The organism is Rhodococcus zopfii NBRC 100606 = JCM 9919, assembly GCF_001895025.1.
Lineage (GTDB): Bacteria > Actinomycetota > Actinomycetes > Mycobacteriales > Mycobacteriaceae > Rhodococcus > Rhodococcus zopfii.
This window is the reverse complement of record NZ_BCXI01000018.1, coordinates 70,926-87,556: the sequence shown is the minus strand read 5'-3', so window position 1 is coordinate 87,556 and position 16,631 is coordinate 70,926. Positions and strand designations below refer to the sequence as shown.

The 16,631-nt window shown below is 68.7% G+C and carries 18 protein-coding genes; all 18 read right to left on the bottom strand.

Going from position 1 to position 16,631, the window contains the following annotated elements; genetic code table 11:
* Positions 1 to 6 precede the first annotated feature (6 nt).
* The 18 genes from nuoL to nadD all read right to left on the bottom strand — a co-directional run bounded on the left by nuoL (position 7) and on the right by nadD (position 16,562).
* Positions 7 to 1,920: an NADH-quinone oxidoreductase subunit L gene (gene nuoL / locus RZ1_RS13870; RefSeq protein WP_072812695.1), complete on the bottom strand. Its 1,914-nt coding sequence runs from the start codon at positions 1,918 to 1,920 to the stop codon at positions 7 to 9.
* Positions 1,921 to 1,968: 48 nt separating this feature from the next.
* On the bottom strand, positions 1,969 to 2,268 hold the full coding sequence (nuoK, locus tag RZ1_RS13865; RefSeq protein WP_072812694.1) for an NADH-quinone oxidoreductase subunit NuoK: 300 nt from the start codon (positions 2,266 to 2,268) through the stop codon (positions 1,969 to 1,971).
* A complete protein-coding gene (locus RZ1_RS13860) occupies positions 2,265 to 3,074 on the bottom strand; it encodes an NADH-quinone oxidoreductase subunit J (protein WP_072812787.1) in 810 nt (269 codons plus the stop codon). The genes nuoK and RZ1_RS13860 overlap by 4 nt, the downstream gene beginning before the upstream one ends.
* A 2-nt stretch (positions 3,075 to 3,076) precedes the next feature.
* Entirely contained in the window at positions 3,077 to 3,610 is a 534-nt protein-coding gene (nuoI, locus tag RZ1_RS13855; RefSeq protein ID WP_169917956.1) for an NADH-quinone oxidoreductase subunit NuoI, read from the bottom strand.
* 2 nt (positions 3,611 to 3,612) lie between these two features.
* Positions 3,613 to 4,875, bottom strand: coding sequence for an NADH-quinone oxidoreductase subunit NuoH (gene nuoH, locus RZ1_RS13850; RefSeq protein WP_072812691.1), 1,263 nt, complete (start codon positions 4,873 to 4,875; stop codon positions 3,613 to 3,615).
* Positions 4,875 to 7,289 carry an NADH-quinone oxidoreductase subunit G gene (locus RZ1_RS13845; protein ID WP_072812689.1) on the bottom strand — a complete coding sequence of 805 codons (2,415 nt, stop codon included), beginning with the start codon at positions 7,287 to 7,289 and terminating at the stop codon, positions 4,875 to 4,877. Before RZ1_RS13845 ends, nuoH begins: the two co-directional genes overlap by 1 nt.
* A complete protein-coding gene (nuoF, locus tag RZ1_RS13840) occupies positions 7,286 to 8,599 on the bottom strand; it encodes an NADH-quinone oxidoreductase subunit NuoF (RefSeq protein ID WP_072812687.1) in 1,314 nt (437 codons plus the stop codon). The genes RZ1_RS13845 and nuoF overlap by 4 nt, the downstream gene beginning before the upstream one ends.
* Before the next feature lies 1 nt (position 8,600).
* Positions 8,601 to 9,422: an NADH-quinone oxidoreductase subunit NuoE gene (nuoE, locus tag RZ1_RS13835; protein ID WP_072812685.1), complete on the bottom strand. Its 822-nt coding sequence runs from the start codon at positions 9,420 to 9,422 to the stop codon at positions 8,601 to 8,603.
* A complete protein-coding gene (gene nuoD, locus RZ1_RS13830; RefSeq protein WP_072812684.1) occupies positions 9,419 to 10,759 on the bottom strand; it encodes an NADH dehydrogenase (quinone) subunit D in 1,341 nt (446 codons plus the stop codon). Before nuoD ends, nuoE begins: the two co-directional genes overlap by 4 nt.
* The gene (locus RZ1_RS13825; RefSeq protein ID WP_072812682.1) at positions 10,759 to 11,457 is read right to left on the bottom strand and encodes an NADH-quinone oxidoreductase subunit C; all 699 of its coding nucleotides are present in this window, start codon (positions 11,455 to 11,457) and stop codon (positions 10,759 to 10,761) included. The genes nuoD and RZ1_RS13825 overlap by 1 nt, the downstream gene beginning before the upstream one ends.
* A complete protein-coding gene (locus tag RZ1_RS13820; protein WP_072812681.1) occupies positions 11,454 to 12,008 on the bottom strand; it encodes a NuoB/complex I 20 kDa subunit family protein in 555 nt (184 codons plus the stop codon). The genes RZ1_RS13825 and RZ1_RS13820 overlap by 4 nt, the downstream gene beginning before the upstream one ends.
* A 69-nt stretch (positions 12,009 to 12,077) precedes the next feature.
* Positions 12,078 to 12,437, bottom strand: a complete 360-nt coding sequence (locus RZ1_RS13815) for an NADH-quinone oxidoreductase subunit A (protein ID WP_072812680.1) — start codon at positions 12,435 to 12,437, stop codon at positions 12,078 to 12,080.
* 246 nt (positions 12,438 to 12,683) lie between these two features.
* Positions 12,684 to 13,088: an Rv3143 family two-component system response regulator gene (locus tag RZ1_RS13810; protein WP_072812678.1), complete on the bottom strand. Its 405-nt coding sequence runs from the start codon at positions 13,086 to 13,088 to the stop codon at positions 12,684 to 12,686.
* Between the two features lie 101 nt (positions 13,089 to 13,189).
* Complete coding sequence (locus RZ1_RS13805) at positions 13,190 to 14,023, bottom strand: DegV family protein (RefSeq protein ID WP_072812677.1); 834 nt, start codon at positions 14,021 to 14,023, stop codon at positions 13,190 to 13,192.
* Between the two features lie 5 nt (positions 14,024 to 14,028).
* Positions 14,029 to 14,814: a diglucosylglycerate octanoyltransferase gene (gene octT / locus RZ1_RS13800; RefSeq protein ID WP_072812676.1), complete on the bottom strand. Its 786-nt coding sequence runs from the start codon at positions 14,812 to 14,814 to the stop codon at positions 14,029 to 14,031.
* Positions 14,801 to 15,448: a histidine phosphatase family protein gene (locus RZ1_RS13795; RefSeq protein ID WP_072812674.1), complete on the bottom strand. Its 648-nt coding sequence runs from the start codon at positions 15,446 to 15,448 to the stop codon at positions 14,801 to 14,803. Before RZ1_RS13795 ends, octT begins: the two co-directional genes overlap by 14 nt.
* A complete protein-coding gene (rsfS, locus tag RZ1_RS13790; protein ID WP_072812673.1) occupies positions 15,445 to 15,870 on the bottom strand; it encodes a ribosome silencing factor in 426 nt (141 codons plus the stop codon). The genes RZ1_RS13795 and rsfS overlap by 4 nt, the downstream gene beginning before the upstream one ends.
* Positions 15,867 to 16,562, bottom strand: a complete 696-nt coding sequence (gene nadD, locus RZ1_RS13785) for a nicotinate-nucleotide adenylyltransferase (RefSeq protein WP_083583682.1) — start codon at positions 16,560 to 16,562, stop codon at positions 15,867 to 15,869. The genes rsfS and nadD overlap by 4 nt, the downstream gene beginning before the upstream one ends.
* Positions 16,563 to 16,631: the final 69 nt, after the last annotated feature.

Below are 16,631 nucleotides of genomic sequence, written 5' to 3'. Positions count from 1 at the left end.
GCATCCTCACCAGAGCACCATCGTGGCGACCACCAGGGCCGCGCCTACAAGCATGGACAGGGCATAGGACCGGGCGAATCCGGTCTGCAGGGTGCGCAGTCGCGCCGACGCGGCGGCGATCAGCGCGGCGATCCCACCGACGGCACCGTCGACGGCGCGGACGTCGACGTCGACGAGGGCGCGGGTCGCGTGCTGTCCCGGTCGCATGAACACCGCTTCGTTGACCGCGTCCCCGTACAGGTCGCGGCGCGCGGCGCGGGTCAGGCCGGACACGTCGTCCGGTGCATCGACCGGGATCGCGCGGGTCGCATACTGCCGGTAGGCGACGGCGACCCCGACGAGCACCACCGCGAGGGTCACGACGGTGAGCACCCACACCGGGACCGGAAGTTCACCGTGGTGTTCCCCGACGACCGGTTCGAGCCAGTTCACCAGCGCCCCACCGTAGGCCAGGAGTGCACCGCCGGCGACTGATCCGATCGCCAGCACCACCATCGGCGCGGTCATCACCCCGGGTGACTCGTGCGGGTGCACGTCGACCGTCCATCGCCGCTGCCCGAAGAACGTCATGAGCATCACGCGGGTCATGTAGAACGCGGTGATGCCGGCGCCGAGCAGTGCGGCCGCGCCGAGGACGAAGCCTTCGGCGCCGCCGGATCCGAACGCCGCCTCGATGATCAGGTCCTTCGAGAAGAACCCGGCGAAGGGCGGTATCCCGATGATCGCCAGATATGCGAGGCCGAACGTGACGAAGGTGACGGGCATGACGGCGCGCAGTCCACCGAAGCGGCGCATGTCGGTTTCGTCGTTCATGCCGTGCATCACCGATCCGGCGCCGAGGAACAGCCCCGCCTTGAAGAAGCCGTGGGTGAGCAGGTGCATGATCGCGAACGCGTAGCCGGCCGGTCCGAGTCCCGCGGCGAGCACCATGTAGCCGATCTGACTCATCGTCGACGCAGCCAGCGCCTTCTTGATGTCGTCCTTCGCACAGCCGATGATCGCGCCGAACAGTAAGGTCACCGCACCGACGATCACCACGGCCAGCTGCGCGCCCGGCGCGGCGTCGAAAATCGGCCCGGAGCGGACGATCAGGTAGACACCGGCGGTGACCATCGTCGCCGCGTGGATCAGCGCGGACACCGGGGTGGGACCTTCCATCGCGTCCCCGAGCCACGACTGCAACGGCACCTGCGCGGATTTACCGCACGCCGCCAGCAGCAGCGTCAGGCCGATCGCCGTCGACACCGTCTCGCTCGCACCCGGAACTGCGGGGAAGACGTCGGCGAACCCGATCGTGCCGAACGAGGCGAACATGATCATCATCGCGACGACCAGGCCCATGTCGCCGACCCGGTTGACGACGAACGCCTTCTTCGCCGCGGTCGCCGCGGTCGGCTTGTACTGCCAGAACCCGATCAACAGGTACGACGCGAGACCGACACCCTCCCACCCGAGGTACAGGCCCAGGTAGTTGTCGGCGAGCACCAGCAACAGCATCGCGGCGAGGAACAGGTTGAGGTATGCGAAGAACAGCCGTCGCCCGGGCGCCCGTCCCGCCGTGTTGCCCGACGGGTCCGGACCGTGCGCCATGTATCCGACCGAGTAGATGTGGATCAACGATCCGACGCCGGTGATGAGCAGCACGAAGCACATCGACAACTGGTCCAGGTGCAGACCGAAGCCGACCTGCAGCCCACCGGCGGGGACCCACGAGAACAGGTCCTGCTGCACGGCCCGGTCGGCGGCGTCACGGCCGAGCATCTGCACGAACAGCACCAGGCCGAGAACGAACGACGCGAGCGCGGTCGCGCAGCCGAGCAGATGTCCCCACGCGTCGCCGCGCCGCCCGGTCAGCAGCAGTATCGCGGCGCCGGCGAGCGGCAGCGCCGGCAGCAGCCACACGGCCGAGGTTCCGCCCATCCCGGTCTCCTCTCAGTGCATCCGCACAGGCTCGGTGCTTCGACAGGCTCAGTACTTCAGCAGGTTGTTGTCGTCGACCGAGACCGAACGCCGGGCACGGAAGATGGTCATGATGATGGCCAAGCCGACCACCACCTCGGCGGCGGCGACGACCATCGTGAAGAACGCGAACACCTGGCCGTCGAGGTTTCCGTGCATCCGCGCGAACGTCACGAACGACAGGTTCGTGGCGTTGAGCATGAGCTCGACGCACATGAATACGATCAGCGCGTTGCGTCGGACGAGAACACCGGCGGCACCGATGGTGAACAGCAATGCGGAAAGGTACAGGTAGTTCGCCGGATTCATCGGGTTTCCTCCTCGCCCGGCCCCTCGACCACCGCGCCCCGGGCCTCGAGCACCCGGCTCACCGACAGCGGCGAGTAGGTGCCGTCCGGCAGCCGGGCCGGAACGTCGACGGCGTTGCGTCGTGCATACACACCGGGACTGGGCAGCGGCGTCACGCGCACCTCCGGCTCCCCGGGCGCGGTCGGCGCACCCCAGTCACGGAACCGCTTGCGGGCCAGTTCCTTCTGGCCGAGGCGCTCACCCACCCGTTCACGATGGGTCAGCACCATCGCGCCGATGGTCGCGGTGACGAGCAGTGCCCCGGTGAGTTCGAACGCCCACACATACCGCACGAACAGCAGCTCCGCGAGACCGGCGACATGCCCGTCGCCGGTGTCCGTCAAACCCGCGAACGGCGGCAGTTCGGTGTCGGCGAGGAACCCGATGATCAACGCCCCGAAGCCGATTCCGGCCACGACTGCGGCGATACGGTGCCCGCGAAGTGTTTCGGTGAGCGACTCGGACGTGTCGACACCGACGAGCATCACTACGAACAGGAACAGCATCATGACTGCGCCGGTGTACACGACGATCTGGACGACGCCGAGGAACTGGGCATCCTGCGCAATGTAGAAGGCGGCCAGCACGATCATGGTCAGCGCCAGGAAGATCGCCGAGTACACGGCCTTGGTCGAGACGACCACCCCGATCCCCCCGACCACGGCGACGACGGCCAGGATCCAGAACTGCACCGCTTCACCGGTGGACGTGCGCTCGACGACGTCCTGGGCGAGGACCGCTGGGTCGAGGACTACGGTGGTGAGCATGTTCATTGTTCCGGTGCTCCTTCCGGATCGGCGCCCGGTACCAGTCCCCGGTAGTAGTCCTCGTCGGTGGTGCCCGGGTACATCGCGTGCGGCGGCGCCTCCATCCCTGGTTGCAGCGGTGCCAGCAGCCGCGACCGGTCGTAGATGAGGTCGGCACGGTTGTCGTCGGCCATCTCGTAGTCGGAGGTCATGGTCAGCGCGCGTGTCGGGCACGCCTCGACGCACAGACCGCAACCGATGCACCGCAGATAGTTGATCTGGTAGACCCGGCCGTACCGCTCCCCCGGCGAATATCGTTCGGTGTCGGTGTTGTCCGCGGCTTCGACGAAGATGGCGTCGGCCGGGCACGCCCACGCGCACAGTTCGCAGCCGATGCACTTCTCGAGGCCGTCCGGGTGCCGGTTGAGCTGGTGACGGCCGTGATATCCCGGTGCCGGCGGGCGCTTCTGCTCGGGGTACTGCTCGGTGATCGGCTTCTTGAACATCGCCGCGAACGTGGTGCCGAAACCGGCGATCGGATCGAGGAATTCGGGCATCGTCATCCCTCCCCGGGAGTGCGCTGCGCGGGCACCGTGCCCGGCATCGGCGGGACCGGGAAGCCCCCGGCCCTCGGATCGAACGGTTCGTCCACTTCCGGTGCGATGCGGTCGGGTTCACCGCTGCCGGATCCACGTCGCATCCGCATGAGCACGAGGAACACCAGGACGCACGCCGCGCCGACGGCGGCGAGCGTGCCCTGCCCGGCCGCATATCCTTCATTGCCGAGCGCCCGGATCACGGCGACCACCACGACCCACAGCAGCGACGCCGGAATGAGGATCTTCCAGCCGAGGTTCATGAACTGGTCGTAGCGCAGCCGGGGCAGCGTGGCGCGCAGCCACACGAACAAGAACAGGAACGCCCACACCTTGACGACGAACCACAGCACCGGCCACCACCCGGAGTCGGCGCCGTCCCACACGTTCAGCGGCCACGGAGCATGCCAGCCGCCGAGGAACAGCGTGGTGGCCAGCGCGGACACGGTCGTCATGTTGACGTACTCGGCGAGCATGAACATCGCGAAGCGCAGCGACGAGTACTCGGTGTGGAATCCGCCGACGAGTTCACCTTCGGCTTCGGGCAGATCAAACGGGGCGCGGTTGGTTTCGCCGACCATCGCCGTGACGTAGATGAGGAACGAGGGCAACAGCAGGAAGACGTACCACGTCCCGATCTGCCCGGACACGATCCCGGACGTGGACATCGTGCCGGAGAGCAGGAACACCGCAGCGAACGACAAACCCATCGCGATCTCGTACGAGATCACCTGCGCGGTCGACCGCAGACCACCGAGCAGCGGGTACGTCGATCCGGACGACCAGCCGGCGAGCACGATGCCGTACACACCGATGGAGGTGACCGCCAGGATGTACAGCACCGCGACCGGAAGATCGGTGAGCTGCAAGGGCGTGCGCTGCCCGAACGCCGAGACCACCGGTCCGAACGGGATCACCGCGAACGCCATGAACGCCGGCACCGTCGCGATGATCGGGGCGAGCAGATAGACGGGACGGTCCACCCCGGACGGGACGATGCCCTCCTTCAGCGCCAGTTTGACGCCGTCGGCGAGGCTCTGCAGGATGCCTTGCGGCCCCAGACGATTCGGTCCGACCCGCATCTGCATGCGGGCCAGGACCCGCCGTTCCGCGTAGATCGCCACGAGAACGGTGAGCACCAGGAACGCGAACACCGCCACGGCCTTGACGAGGATCAGCCACCACGGATCGTGGCCGAACGCCGCCAGGTCGGTGTATCCGGACATCACCGCACCTCCCCGGCCCGGATCCGCACGAGTGCGCCGGGCCCGATGCCAAGCCGCCGATGGACGGCGGACCCGGGCGAGTCGAGCGGGAGCCACACGACGCGGTCGGGCAACTCGGTGATCTCGAGCGGCAGCGTCACGGTGCCGCGGTCGGTGCCGACCGTCACGGCGTCCCCGTCGGATACGCCGATCTCGGTGGCGGTCGCGGTGGACAGCCGGACCACGGGTCGCCGGGCGGTCGCGGCCAGGTACGGTTCGCCGTCCTGCATCCGCCCGGCATCGAGCAGCATCCGCCATCCTGCGAGGACCGCCTCGCCGGGACCGGCGCGGGGCGGCTCCACCGCACCGATTTCGGGAGCGGCCGGATACTCGCCTTCCCAGAGGCCAAGGAGGTCCAGTTCCCGCCGCACGGACGCGGTATCGGGTATGCCGAGCCGGGTACCCATCTCGGCGGCGAGCGCGTCGAGGACCCGCCGGTCGGGCAGGGTGTCGATGCCGCGCAGCGCGATCTCGAACTCGCGGACACGTCCCTCCCAATCGAGGAAGGCACCGGACTTCTCCGCGACGGCGGCAACCGGGAACACCACGTCCGCGAGATCGGTGACGGCACTGCGACGCAGGTCGAGGCTCACGACGAATCCGGCCGATTCGACCACGGACCGCGCCGCCTGCGGGTCCGGCAGGTCGTCGAGGTCGACACCGCCGATGACGAGCGCCCCCAGGTCACCGGCCGCGGCCGCGGCGAGGATGCCCGCGGTGTCCCGGCCGGGATTCGCGGGCAGTTCCACGGCGCCCCCGACGGGGTCGGACCACACCTGCGAAACCTCCCTGCGCGCCTGCGGGTCGGTGACGTCCCGCCCACCCGGCAGCAGCGTCGGCAATGCCCCGGCTTCGAGCGCGCCGCGTTCACCGGCCCGCCGGGGCACCCACGCGAGCCGCGCGCCGGTGTCGTCGGCGAGCCGGATCGCCGCGGACAACGCGCCGGGCATCGACGCGCACCGCTCCCCGACGACGATCACCGATCCGGGCCGGCGGAGCAGGTCCGCGACGTCCCCTGCCTGCTCGCCCGACCGGATCCCGTCCAGCACCGCGGCTTCGGCACCGGGCACGGCCTGCACCAGTTCGCCCGACATCTTCGTCAGGCCGCGGCTCGCGTACGGCGCGATCGACCGGATCGCGGCCCCACCGCGTGCCGCCCGGCGCAACCGGAGGAAGACGATCGGCGATTCCTCCTCGGGTTCGAACCCGACGAGCAGCACCGCCGGCGCCCGATCCAGATCCTCGTACGTGACGGTGAGAGGCCGGCCCGCGATGCGCGCCGCCAGGAACTGCGCCTCCTCCTCGGAGTGCGCCCGCGCCCGGAAGTCGATGTCGTTGGTGCCCAGGACGACCCGCGCGAACTTCGCGTAGGCGTACGCATCCTCGACGGTGAGGCGTCCCCCGACGAGCAGGCCCGTACCGCGCGCGGCGGCCAGTCCCCGGGCGGCGATCGCGAGGGCGGCCGGCCAGGATCTCGGCGCGAGGGTCCCGTCGTCGTCGCGGACCAGCGGGGTGGTGAGCCGGTCGGGTTCGGTGGCATAGGTGAACGCCCATCTGCCCTTGTCGCAATTCCATTCGGCGTTGACCTGCGGATCGTCGCCCGCGAGGCGTCGCATCACGGTGCCGCGCCGATGATCGGTGCGTTGCGCGCAGCCACTGGCACAGTGTTCGCAGGCGCTCGGGCTGGACACCAGGTCGAACGGGCGCGCCCGGAACCGGTAGGCCGTTCCGGTCAGTGCTCCGACCGGGCAGATCTGGACGGTGTTACCGGAAAAGTAGGACTCGAAGGGTTCCTCGGCGTAGATCCCGACCTGTTGCCCCGCCCCGCGCTCGAGCAGATCGATGAACGGGTCGCCCGCGATCTGCTGCGAGAAACGGGTGCAGCGAGCGCAGTTCACGCACCGTTCCCGGTCCAGCAGCACCTGTGCGGAGATCGCAATCGGCTTCGGGAAGGTCCGTTTGACACCCTCGAAGCGGGAATCGCCGCGGCCGTTGGACATCGCCTGGTTCTGCAGCGGGCATTCCCCGCCCTTGTCGCACACGGGGCAGTCCAGGGGGTGGTTGATGAGCAGCAGTTCCATCACGCCCTGCTGCGCCTTGTCGGCCACCGGGGAGGTGAGCTGAGTTCGGACGATCATGCCGTCGGTGACCGTGGTGGTGCACGAGGCGAGCGGTTTGCGCTGGCCTTCGACCTCGACGAGGCACTGGCGGCACGCCCCGGCCGGCTCGAGCAACGGGTGGTCGCAGAACCTCGGGATACGGATGCCGAGTTGCTCGGCGGCGCGGATCACGAGAGTGCCCGGCGGCACGGAGATCTCGATGCCGTCGATCGTGACGCGGGGGTTCCGGACTGCAGCATCCTTGTCGGCGGTCATGAGCGGCCCCCTGACGTGAGGATGGACAGGCGCGGATCGAACGGGCATCCGCCGTGGGTGAGGTGCGCGATGTACTCGTCGCGGAACAGTGCGATCGAGGAGGTGATGGGGCTGGTCGCGGCATCCCCGAGGGCGCAGAACGCGCGCCCGAGGATGTTGTCGGAGATGTCGAGCAGCTTGTCGAGATCGCCCTCGGTTCCGGTGCCGGCCTCGAGGCGTTCGAGGATCTGCACGAGCCACCAGGTGCCTTCGCGGCAGGGCGTGCATTTCCCGCACGATTCGTGTTTGTAGAACTGCGACCAGCGCAGCACCGCGCGCACCACGCAGGTCGTCTCGTCGAAGATCTGCAGGGCCTTGGTGCCGAGCATCGACCCGGCGGCCGCGACCCCTTCGTAGTCGAGGGGAACGTCGAGTTGCTCAGCGGTGAACAGCGGTGTCGACGACCCGCCGGGAGTCCAGAACTTGAGCCGGTGCCCGGCGCGGATGCCACCGGCGTAATCGAGAAGTTCGCGCAGGGTGATACCGAGCGGCGCCTCGTATTGGCCGGGCCGGGTGACATGACCGGACAGCGAGTACAGCGTGAACCCGGGGGATTTCTCGGTGCCCATGGCGTGGAACCAGTCGACACCGTTGAGGAGGATCGACGGCACGCTCGCGATGGATTCGACGTTGTTGACGACGGTCGGGCACGCATAGAGACCGGCCACCGCGGGGAACGGCGGGCGCAGACGCGGCTGTCCGCGGCGGCCTTCGAGCGAGTCGAGCAGTGCGGTCTCCTCGCCGCAGATGTAGGCGCCGGCGCCGGCGTGCACGACGACGTCCAGGTCGAAGCCCGATCCGAGGATGTCGCGACCGAGATATCCGGCGGCGTAGGCCTCGGCGACCGCGGTCTGCAACCGCCGAAGGACGGGAACGACCTCCCCGCGCAGGTAGATGAACGCGTGCGAGGCCCGGATGGCGTAGGCCGCAATGATGACGCCTTCGACGAGCGCGTGCGGCGTTGCCAGCATCAGCGGCATGTCCTTGCAGGTGCCCGGCTCGGATTCGTCGGCGTTGACGACGAGATAGTGCGGCTTCGCGCCGGCGGGGGTGCTGGGGTCCTGTGGGATGAACGACCATTTGGTGCCGGTCGGGAATCCCGCGCCGCCGCGGCCGCGCAGCCCGGAATCCTTGACGGTGGCGATGACCTCGTCCGGACCGGTGCGCAGGGCACGTTCGAGGGCCCGGTAGCCGTCGTGACTCCGGTAGGTGTCGAGGGTCCACGACCGGGGTTGATCCCAGTACCGGCTCAGGACGGGGCTCAGCGGCATGTCACTCCCCTTTCGTTCCGGTCGGGTCGGGTGCTCGCATGTCGCGTTCGCGGGCGATCCGCAGTCCGGCGAGGGTCGCGTCGCCCGGGGGCGCACCGTCGTTCGCACCGGGACGTTCGTCGGGGAATCCGGCGAGGATGCGGGCGGTCTCGCGGAAAGTGCACAGCGACGCACCGCGGGTCGGGGTGATGCGCTTGCCGGCGCGCAGGGCGTCGACGAGCGCGGTCGCCGACTCCGGGGTCTGGTTGTCGAAGAACTCCCAGTTGACCATGACCACCGGCGCGAGGTCGCAGGCCGCGTTGCATTCGATGTGGTCGAGGGTGATCTTCCCGTCGGGGGTCGTATCGGTTCGGGGGGTGTCCGAGGCCGCACCGGGCCCGAGGCCCAGATGCTGTTCCAGGGCCGCGAGGATCGCGTCCCCGCCCATGATCGCGCACAGCGTGTTGGTGCAGACGCCGACGTGGTAGTCGCCGGTCGGGCGACGGCGGTACATCGAGTAGAAGGTCGCCACGGCAGCGACCTCGGCGCCGGTGAGCGCGAGTTGCGCTGCGCAGAACTCGATTCCGGCAGGGGTGATGTAGCCGTCCTCGGCCTGGACGAGGTGCAGCAGCGGTATCAGCGCCGACCGCGCCACCGGGTAGCGGCCGATGATCGCGGCGGCGTCCGCATCGAGACGATCCCGCACGTCCGGCGGATATGTTCTGGGTGCGCCGGGACGTTCGATACGGTCGGTTTCGGCTGCGGTGCGGCCCAATTCGACGAACACCGGCCCGGGCCGGTCCCGGGGGGCCGTCGGTTCAGCGGTAGGTCGTGCCCGGGTCATCGGTCGACCCCTCCCATCACCGGATCGATGCTGGCGACCGCGGCGATGACGTCGGCGACCATGCCGCCCTCGCACATCGCCGCGACCGCTTGCAGGTTCGTGAACGACGGATCCCGGTAGTGCACCCGATAGGGACGGGTGCCACCGTCACTGACCATGTGTACGCCGAGTTCGCCACGGGGGGATTCCACGGCCACGTACACCTGTCCGGCCGGGACGCGGAATCCCTCGGTGACCAGCTTGAAATGGTGGATGAGCGCTTCCATCGAGGTGCCCATGATCTTGCGGATGTACTCCGGCGAGTTGCCGAGCCCGTCGTCGCGGACCGCCAGGTCGGCCGGCCACGCGACCTTCGGGTCGTCGACCATGACCGGCCCTGGCCGCAGCCGATCGAGGCACTGTTCGACGATCTTCAGCGATTCCTTCATCTCGCCGACACGGATCAGGTAGCGACCGTAGCAGTCGCAACCGGTGTCGGTGACGACGTCGAATTCGTAGGTCCCGTAACCGCAGTAGGGCTGCGTCTTGCGTAGATCGTGCGGCAGTCCCGTGGACCGTAGTACCGGGCCGGTGATGCCGAGGGCCATGCAGCCCATCAGATCCAGGTAGCCGACGTCCTTCGTGCGGGCTTTCCAGATGGCGTTCTCGTCGAGCAGGTCCTCGAGGTCGCGCAGGCGGCGCGGCACGACGTCGAGGACCTCACGGACCTTCTCGAGCGCACCGCGGGGCAGGTCCTGTGCGAGACCACCCGGCCGGATGTAGGCGTTGTTCATGCGCAGCCCGGTGACGGCCTCGAACGCGTCGAGTATCAGTTCCCGTTCCCGGAACCCGAGGAACATCGACGTCATGGCCCCGAGTTCCATGCCGCCGGTGGCCAGCGCCACCAGATGCGAGGAGACGCGGTTGAGCTCCATGAGCATCACGCGCACGACGGTGGCTCGTTCGGGCACGAGATCGGTGATGCCGAGGAGCTTCTCGACGCCCAGGCAGTAGGCGGTCTCGTTGAAGAACGAGGACAGATAGTCCATGCGCGTGACGAACGTGACACCCTGTGTCCACGTGCGGAATTCGAGGTTCTTCTCGATTCCGGTGTGCAGGTATCCGATACCGCAGCGGGCCTCGGTGACGGTCTCACCGTCCATCTCGAGGATCAGCCGCAGTACGCCGTGCGTCGACGGGTGCTGCGGACCCATGTTGACGACGATGCGTTCCTCGGCGAGTTCGGCGTCCGGTCCCGCCGATGCGCGGACCGCCTCGACGATCTCGTCCCAGTCCTGACCCGCGACGGTGTAGACGGTGCCCTCGGCGTCTCGGCCGGTCGAATAGGGATCGCTCATCAGTGGTACGCCCTCCGTTCGTCGGGTGGCGGTGTCCGCGCGCCCTTGTACTCGACGGGGATTCCTCCGAGCGGGTAGTCCTTGCGTTGCGGGTGTCCCACCCAGTCGTCGGGCATCTCGATGCGGGTGAGCGCCGGGTGCCCGTCGAACACGATCCCGAAGAAGTCGTAGGTTTCCCGCTCGTGCCAGTCGACGGTCGGGTACACCGCGTACAGCGACGGAACGTGGGGGTCGGCATCGGGAACCGACACCTCGAGCCGGATCCGCCGGTTGTGGGTGATCGACATCAGGTGGTAGACCGCGTGCAGCTCGCGGCCGGTTTCGTGCGGGTAGTGCACCCCGCTGACGCCGAGGCACAGTTCGAACCGCAGGCCGGGTTCGTCGCGCAGGGACCGGGTGACCTGCGTCAGGTGTTCGGCGCGGACGTGGACGGTCATCTCGCCGCGGTCGACGACGACACGTTCGACGGCCTCCTCCGGTGTCACCGAGGCCCGTGTCAGCGCGGCGTCGAGACCGTCGGCCACCTCGTCGAACCAGCCGCCGTACGGGCGGGATGCCGCACCGGGCAGCATGATCGGCTGGACGAGCCCGCCGTATCCGGAGGTGTCGCCGGTGCCGGTCGGACCGAACATCCCGCGGCGCACCTCGATCATCTCGGGCCCGGCCGGTTCCCGCCCGGCCGGTTCCTGCCCGGTCACCGCAGCAGGCCCTTCAGTTCGAGGGTGGTCGGGGACGCGAGCGCCGCCTTCTCGGTTTCGCGGATCACTTCGTCGCGGTTGACGCCGAGCGGCATCTGCTGGATCTTCTCGTGCAGCATCAGAATCGCGTGGAGCAGCATCTCCGGCCGGGGCGGACAGCCGGGCAGGTAGATGTCGACGGGGACGACATGGTCGACGCCCTGCACGATCGCGTAGTTGTTGAACATGCCGCCGGAGGAGGCGCATACCCCCATCGCGAGCACCCATTTCGGTTCGACCATCTGGTCGTAGACCTGCCGCAGCACCGGCGCCATCTTCTGGCTCACCCGTCCGGCGACGATCATGAGGTCTGCCTGCCGGGGCGAGGCGCGGAAGGCTTCCATCCCGAAGCGGGCGATGTCGAAGCGACCGGAGACGGTGGTCATCATCTCGATCGCACAGCACGCCAGGCCGAAGGTCGCGGGCCACAGCGAGCCCTTGCGGGCGTACCCGGCGGCGACCTCGACCGTGCTCAACAGGAAACCGCTCGGTACCTTCTCTTCGATTCCCATATCCGACTCATCTCGCTTCCGATGTCGGTGCGGCGACGCACCGGCCCGGTGCGGACCGGGGAACATCCGTCAGTCCCATCCGAGACCCCCGCGTCGCCACTCGTAGACGTAGGCCACGGACACGTTGAACAGGAACAGCGCCATGGCGCCGAAACCGAACAGTCCGAGGCTGTCGAAATGCACCGCCCACGGGTAGAGAAAGACGATCTCGATGTCGAAGATGATGAACAGCATCGCGGTCAGGTAGTACTTGACCGGGAACCGTCCGCCGCCCGTGGGCTGCGGCGTCGGGTCGACTCCGCATTCGTAGGCCTCGAGTTTCGCTCGGTTGTATCGCCGGGGGCCGACCAGGCCGGCCACTCCCACGGAGAACACCGCGAAGGCGACGGCGATCGCCCCGAGCACGAGAATCGGCACATAGAGGTTCACGTTTGCTGATCCCCCCTCCTTCTCGTGATCCCGGCCGCCACGAACCGAACGGTCTCACCGATCCCGTCGAGGCTCGATACATAACCGGAATCACTCCTTCCGTTCCGGTGTGATATGCGACTCACCCTACAAGGGTTGTCCCCGGCCTTGTCCCGATTTTCACGGTGCCGAAATTCGGTGGGATCGAACGGATCCGTGACGAACCGTGGCGCGATTCACCGCTGTCACAGTGCGGTCACGGGAAGGTCACGCTCGGCGGAGCAGCGGCAGCGCTTCCTCGGCGAGCCGGAACGGATCGACCGGGTGGACCACGGCGGCGTCGGCCCGCGACCAGGAGGCCAGCCAGGCATCGTCGGGACGCCCCAGCAGCAGCAGCAGCGGCGGGCAGGGATCGACTTCGTCGCGCAGTTGTTTCGCCAGACCCATGCCGCCGACCGGCGCCGCTTCTCCGTCGAGGACAGCCAGGGCGATGTCGCCCTCCTCCACCTGCCGGATCACGACCGGTGCGGTGGCCACCTCGATGTACTCGAGATCCGGGAGATCCGGGTGCGGTCGCGTTCCCAGGGCGCGCACGACCTGCGCGCGGGTGTTCGCGTCGTGGCTGTAGACGAGCACACGCAGCGGGGCTCTACTGCCGGACGAGTCGGTCACGGACCCGATGCTAGGGCAACCACCGCACCGACGCCCGAATCCGACCGAATTCGGCGCGTGGTGAAATCACGGGTCCGCGTGGACGATCCGATCCGGGCCGGTCAGTCCCGCGAGACGACGATCCCGATCGCGCCGGGACCGACGTGCGCGCCCAGCACGGCGTCGAGTTCGGAGACTCTCAGTTCCGTGCCCTCGGGGAGCCGACCGGAGAGTTCCTCGGCGAGGGACTTCGCGCGGTCGGGCGCGTCGCGGTGGTGCACGGCGACCTTCGGGTCGGCGATCGTCGCGAGCTCGGCGCACTGGTCGACGACGGCGTCGACGAGTTTGGCGAGCGCCTTGGACATGGTCCGGGTCTTCTCCCGCAGGACGAGCTTGCCGTCGACGAGATGCAGGACGGGCTTCATCGACAGGGCCGTACCGAGCAGCGCGGTCGCGGTGCCGATCCGACCGCCGCGGCGCAGATGGTCGAGCCGGTCGACGACGAGCAGGGCACGGCCGGCCGCCGCGACGTCGACGGCGCGGGTGTAGACCTCGTCGAGTGTCGCGCCGGACTCGGCGAGCCGGGCAGCGGCGAGTGCGGAGAACCCCAATCCCATTGCGGTGTTTCGGGAATCGACGAGGCGCACGCGTCCCCCGAATGCGTCGGCCGCGTACCGGGCGGCCTCCCATGTCCCGGACAGCTGCCGCGAAATGTGCACGGCGACGACGCCGTCACCGTCGCTGTCGGCGAGCGCCTCGGCGTAGACGTCGGTGAGTTCAGCGGGCGCCGGCCCCGAGGTGGTGACCTTCGAAAGGTCCTCGGGCAGTTCGTCGACGCCCTCACGGAGCTCACGACCGTCGGAGATCACGTGCAGCGGCACGACCCGGATGCCGTACCGCTCCACCGTTTCCCGATCCAGGCAGCACGAGGAATCGGTCACCACCACAACAGACACGTCGACTACCGTATGCCGTCTGCCGCCGTGTCCGCATTTCGGTGCACCATCCGCACGGCGTCGACCATCGCGGCTGCGACCTTTCGGTGCGCGTCCCAGCCCCAGTGGATGCCGTCGGGGTTCGCGTCGTCCGATTCGATGTTCTCGCGGACCGCCTCGGCCAAATCGACCAGAGGAACGGACTTTTCGGCCGCCCACTCGGCGATCGCACGTGCCGCCGCCGGACGGCCCTTGTGCACGGACGCATACTGGTCGCTGCGGTGCACGGACGGGAGGGTGCCGATGACCGGCAATTCCGGGCGCATGTAGGCGAGCGCGTCACGGATCGTCTCGAGGTATTCGACGCTCACGCGTGCCGGAAGCGCGACCGGCCAGCCGAGCGGCGAAAGCCGCGGCTGGAGCCAGCCGTACGCGGTGCGGGCGACGCGGCGCAGCGACGCGGGCCGCACATAACGCAACTGTTCTCGCAACGCGGTCGGCAGGGGTGACGGCAGCGTGTCCATGCCACCGACGGCGAGGACGACGGCGCCCGCGCGCGGAATCGACGCCCACACACGGGGATCCTGCGTCATCGCCCACCACGCGTCGCGGGTGGTCCAGCCGATCCGGGCGACCAGCTCGACGTCCCAGCCGAGTTCGGCCGCAACGATGTTCGGCCAGATCCGCGGATCGTTCGCGGGCAGGCCACCTTCGGGACCGTAGTAGCTGAGCGAGTCGGCGATGACGAGCAGGGTCGGGCGGGGCGAGCCGCCCGAGGTGACCGGAACGCCCGGTGCGTCAGAGGACGTCATCGGCCACCACGCTCGCCGTCGCGTTCCACACATCGAGCCGCCATGCGGGTTCCTCTCCGTAGCCGCTGAGCCGTACCCATCCGGTGTTGCCGAGACCGCCGAGGATCGGCCAGCGATCCACAGGCAGGTCCAGGAGGGCGGCGGTAAGCGCTGCGATCAGCCCGCCGTGCGCGACCAGTACGATCGGCCGTTGCCCCCACTGTTCGTACTTGTCGAGCAGTTCCCGCACGACCGGGACGCTGCGGCGGGCCACGTCGACCCGGCTCTCCCCCTGCGGCGGCGCCCACCTCGCGTCGGCGCGCCACGCGGCACGGGCACCGGGTGCGACCGAGTCGACGTCGTGGTGTGTCAGTCCCTGCCACTGCCCGAGGTGCGTCTCCCGCAGGCGCGGGTCGATCTCCACGGGAAGGCCGGCGCTGTCACCGAGCGCGACCGCGGTGTCGTACGCGCGCCGCAGGTCGGACGAGACGACCGCGAGCGGCTCGAGCGCCGCGATCTCCCGTGCCGCGGCGAGCGCCTGGCGCCGGCCCAGCTCGGACAGCTCGGTGTCGAGCTGGCCCTGCATGCGGCTGGTCGCGTTGTACTCGGTCTGTCCGTGACGGAGCAGGATCAGCCGGCGGACGAAGTCCGTCACCGGTTGTCCGGGGATTCCGGCAGCGCGTCGTCGTCCGGCGCGCCGAGGTTCCGGCTCGACGGTTCGATGCCGTCGACCGGGACGGTCGGGCAGTCCTTCCACAGTCGCTCGAGGGCGTAGAAGTTGCGTTCCTCGTCGTGCTGGATGTGCACGACGACGTCGATGTAGTCGAGCAGCGTCCAGCGGCCCTCCCGGGTGCCCTCGCGGCGCACCGGCTTGTGGCCGGCTTCGCGCAGCTTCTCCTCGACGTTGTCGACGATGGCATTGACCTGCCGCTCGTTCGCCGCGGAGGCGATCACGAAGCAGTCGGTGATCACGAGCTGCTCGGAGACGTCGAGCACCACGACGTCGGATGCCAGTTTCTCGTCGGCCGCCAGGGCTGCGATTCGTGCCATCTCGATGGCTTCTGCCGATGCGCTCACTGCGTGCTCTTTCTCTCGGTTGCGGTGCAGGGCCGTTCGGGTGCGGCCCCGCTGCGGACCGCCTGCGGGTCGGTCACCGCGGCGGCGCCGTCCGGCCGCCGCGAATCCTGCGGACGATACAGATTTCGTTTGCTGATGTACTGCACCACCCCGTCCGGGACGAGGTACCACACCGGGCGGTTCGCGCTGACCCGCGCGCGGCAGTCCGTCGACGATATCGCCAGAGCCGGGATCTCGACGAGGCTCACGGCGTCGGCGGGCAAGCCCTCGAGGTGTCCGGCGAGGTGCTCGACATGGAGGTCGTAGCCGGGGCGGGAGACACCGACGAAGCGGGCGCGGTCGAACAGCCCCTGCCAATCCTGCCAGGACAGGATCGACGCGAGCGCGTCCGCTCCGGTGATGAAGTAGAGCTCGGCGTCGGGAAGCCGGTCGTGCAGGTCCCGCAGGGTGTCCACGGTATAGGTCGGTTTGCCGCGGTCGATGTCGACGCGGCTGACGGAGAACCGCGGATTCGACGCGGTCGCGATGACCGTCATCAGGTAGCGGTCCTCGGCGGAGCTGACGTGACGATCGGACTTCTGCCACGGCTGACCGGTCGGCACGAAGATCACTTCGTCGAGACCGAAACGGTCGGCGACCTCACTGGCCGCCACGAGGTGACCGTGGTGGATCGGGTCGAAGGTGCCGCCCATGACACCCACGCGCCGGCGGAGCGCGGGTTGCTGGTCGGATGGCTGTTGCACGGTTGCCCAGCTTACGGG